A 3,922-nucleotide genomic window follows, 5' to 3' on the forward strand; every position below is an offset into this window, starting at 1 on the left:
AATTTTACCGAATCATTGTCATATAATAAATATTTTTATTATGTTTACAGTATTAAAAGATAGATTGAGTGTGGAAAAGTTATCCGTTTAGATACTTTGCACTTCTTAAAATAAAGGCAGTGGCCAAGAACACTATGGGAACTAAGTTGCCCCGGAAACTGGAGCAGAAAATGGCTCTTTTGGGCGAGCAGATTAAGCTCGCCCGGCTGCGTCGTAATCTCTCGATTGCGCAGGTTGCTGAACGTGCGACCTGTTCGCCTATCACTGTGAACCGTATCGAGAAGGGCTCTCCTACGGTTTCAATCGGAATCTATGCCCGTGTTCTTTATGCTCTGCAACTTGATGACGATCTTCTTTTGATTGCCAAGGAGGATACCCTCGGACGCAATCTGCAAGATTTGAGTCTGAAACACCGTCAACGAGCATCAAAGAAGTCATAGTTCATAGACACTATGAATATATCGGCTCAAATCAAGTGCTAACATGGCAAAAATCGGCTCGAATTGAGCCGATAATCCAATAATTTTTAGTAATTTTGAGCCGATAAAACTTATCAGATATGACTCAAGAGATTGAAATCCTTCAGTTTCTTCACTACAATCCGGAGGCATCACGTGCTGAGATCGGCTCGGCATTGACCAATGCCCCAAGTCCGGCAACACTCAAACGATTGATTGCCGATGGTGTCGCCAAGGGACACATTGAGGTTGTAGGTCGTGGACCGGCTACTCGTTATAGACTTACTCCTCAGGCTCATGTGACAATGGAGCTGAACCTCGATACATACTTTGCCAAGGATGTTGACGAGCGTCAGGTGCAGGAATCGTTCAATTTTGAGCTCATAAATGAAATTCTTCCAAAGGTGGATTTATTCACCGATGATGAACTGCAACGGCTTGATGACGCACAACAACTCTTCCGTCAACACCTTTCGGAAATGTCAGAGTTAGAATATTGCAAAGAGATGGAACGTCTCGGAATCGACCTGTCTTGGAAATCTTCGCAGATAGAGGGCAACACTTATTCGTTGCTGGAAACGGAGAGACTGCTGAAAGAGAAACAAACGGCAAGCGGAAAAACCAAGGAGGAAGCCGTGATGCTACTCAATCACAAGGATGCTCTCGACTTTATTCTTGATGTGCCGGACTATCTTAAAGATTTGACAGTCGCTCGTATCGAGGAGATTCACGCGTTACTTACAAAAGAATTAGGTGTTGAGAGAAACATCCGTCACCGCCGTGTAGGTATTACTGGAACAAACTACACTCCGCTTGACAATGAGTTTCAGATTCGTGAGGCACTTGAAGATACAGTGCGACTAATCAACGGCAAGAGCAACATCTTCGAGAAAGCTCTGCTCGCGCTCGTTTTACTCAGCTATATTCAGGCGTTCACCGACGGCAACAAACGCACAGCCAGAATTGTGAGCAACGGCATTCTAATCGCCAACGGCCATTGCCCGATTTCATTCCGCACAGTGGATTCAATCGAATACAAAAAGGCTATGCTGATGTTCTACGAGCAGAACAATATCGCAGCCTTCAAACGCATCTTCATCGACCAATTCCTCTTCGCCGTCAAGACTTACTTTTAGAAAATTTATATGGAACGGTAATCAATCTTTCTTTCAAATTTGTTTCAACTATAACAACATTTCAAGATTATCATGGCAAAGAAAAAATCCAAGAATAACAGCAAGGGACAAAAGCAGCCCGCACTTTCTCCATATCGGTTCATGCGTGAAAAAGCGCGAACCCTGCCAGTTGGCAAATGTTATATCGCTCCTCCTGACTGGCTTGAATCCGGAATGGCACATATCGTAGTCACACGAGTGCGTCCGAGCGGCAATCTGGTTATGGCTTCTTTCCTCGTCGATACATTCTGTCTGGGTGTGAAGGATGCCGGTTATCACGAAAACATGACTCCATCTGATTTTGAAGAGTACCTGAACAACTATAGGAAAGGTATGGGACTTGAAGAAATCAGTTACAACGAAGCCCACAACATTATCTATGGAGCAATGGCTTTCGCTGAGGAAGGTGGCATTAAACCGTCAAAAGAGTTTGATCCGGCCGGATATATTCTGGAAGAGGATACGGATGACATACCGCTGATTGAATATGATTTCGGTAAAAACGGCAAACATTTTCTTGTTGTCAATCCTGACAGAAAGGAAATGCCATATTACCATACACTGAAGAAAAACCTTGGCGATGATTTTGAATATGTCATGCCTTACGGTGAAGACGTCGATAATGAGGACTTCGAGGATGATGACGAGGAATCTCCTTTCTCCGACATCACCTTAAAAGACGTAAAAAAGGCTCTGGACGGTATGCTTAAAATGAAAGAGGAATCCGATCGGTATCCCGATGAAAAATACACCTATCAATACCCCGATTATCCTCAGACGCTTTCCGTCAAGAACCAGTTTATAGCGGATGAGCTGCTTTCTCCTGACAATTACAGCTGTCTGCCCCGCGAGGTCATTGACCGGATTCTTGCCCTGCCGAAAGACGAAGCTGCACAAGACATCAGCAATGTCATGCTCTATTCTATCGGCAAAACATATAAAGGTATCAATGATGATACAATCGAGAGTTGGAACAACAGTGCTATTATGCACTCGCTCATACTTCTCGCCCAACTTCAAAGCGACAAGGGTCTTGATGCAGTTCTTGAGATTATGCGACAGACCGATGAGTTTGCCGACTATCATCTTGGCGACCTGACTCCGGAACTAATACACCCGGCGCTCTATGCGTGTGGCAAGGATAATATCCCTGCAATAGAAGCGTATCTGGGTCAACCGGGACTGAATTCCTATCTCCGTTCCCAAGCACCTGATGCTCTGGCAATGATAATTTTCAATCAGCCGGAAAGACGTAGCGAAATTATCGAAGTGTTCCGACGGCTTCTGAACAATATGGTTTCAAATCTTCCTGTTCAGAGAGCTTGTGACGGCACATTCGCCGGTTTTGTGATGAGCAATCTGATGGACATAGACGCGAAGGAACTCATCCCCGAAATCAAAGCCACATTCGCAACAGATTGTGTGAATAGGACCATAGCCGGAGACTGCAAAAATGTCATCAAAGACATCGAACTCAGTCGTGGAGCAATACACAATGACGAATATCAGATTCCTGACATATATGAGCAATATGAGAGTCTCAAAAAATTCATAACGAAACCAGAATAGTCCCGTTTTGTACGCTCATCTGTATGTCGCGAAAAGTCAAAGATGCGATATTCCTTTGATAATCGGATTGTTATAACTACCCTTGCATTGAGTCACTGTTGTCGGCTTGGCAATTGAAAATCGCCGAACACCTATGAAATCAGCGCGAGGTGAGGCAAATGCGGCTTGTAACGATTTAAGTAGCAGATGGTTAACAACTTACAAACGTAGAAAATTCACGTCACTTGTACGAATCAGATTTGTACTTATCTATATATCAACGTTTTAACCACCCACGCATTGACATTCGCCGACAGCTCATCGCAGAGGAAAACAACCGCGACAAGTCCGAACCGCCGGTAACGTGCTCCAACGGAGAGACCATGCGCCAGATACTGGCCCGCAGCAAACACACTCTGATGATGTCGCAGAACAAATGGACTGACATACAGCGCCATCGTGTCAACATACTGTTCAAGTACTATATAAACGTCGCTGTCAGGAGTTTGCAGCTCTTTACGTCCCCTAGATATATACAAATGGATATGACTCATTGAGTTGTATCCATTTGTTGTATTGTGATAAATCCCACTATCAGAACTTCACCCCGCCTTTCGACATCCCCGAATCATGGCAGTGGGTAAGATTAGGTGATTATGTTATAAATCGAGATGGCGAAAGAGTTCCAATCGCTTCGACGATAAGGAGCAAACAAAGTAATAAAATTTATGATTATTACGG

Annotated in this window: 4 protein-coding genes; all 4 read left to right on the plus strand. The window is 44.1% G+C overall.

Annotation, left to right across the window (positions count from 1 at the left end; all coding sequences use genetic code 11):
* The first annotated feature begins 119 nt into the window (after nt 1-119).
* The 4 genes from C5O24_RS11510 to C5O24_RS13830 all read left to right on the plus strand — a co-directional run bounded on the left by C5O24_RS11510 (nt 120) and on the right by C5O24_RS13830 (nt 3,738).
* Nucleotides 120-440, plus strand: a complete 321-nt coding sequence (locus C5O24_RS11510; RefSeq protein ID WP_107681856.1) for a helix-turn-helix domain-containing protein — start codon at nt 120-122, stop codon at nt 438-440.
* 119 nt (nt 441-559) lie between these two features.
* On the plus strand, nt 560-1,594 hold the full coding sequence (locus C5O24_RS11515; protein WP_107681854.1) for a Fic family protein: 1,035 nt from the start codon (nt 560-562) through the stop codon (nt 1,592-1,594).
* A 72-nt stretch (nt 1,595-1,666) separates the two neighbouring features.
* Nucleotides 1,667-3,202 (plus strand): DUF1186 domain-containing protein, encoded by a 1,536-nt coding sequence (locus C5O24_RS11520; protein ID WP_107681855.1) that lies wholly within the window; start codon nt 1,667-1,669, stop codon nt 3,200-3,202.
* Between the two features lie 239 nt (nt 3,203-3,441).
* Nucleotides 3,442-3,738, plus strand: coding sequence for a hypothetical protein (locus C5O24_RS13830; RefSeq protein WP_133165557.1), 297 nt, complete (start codon nt 3,442-3,444; stop codon nt 3,736-3,738).
* Nucleotides 3,739-3,922: the final 184 nt, after the last annotated feature.

Origin of the sequence: Paramuribaculum intestinale, assembly GCF_003024925.1 — a bacterium.
In the GTDB taxonomy this organism is placed as follows: domain Bacteria; phylum Bacteroidota; class Bacteroidia; order Bacteroidales; family Muribaculaceae; genus Paramuribaculum; species Paramuribaculum intestinale.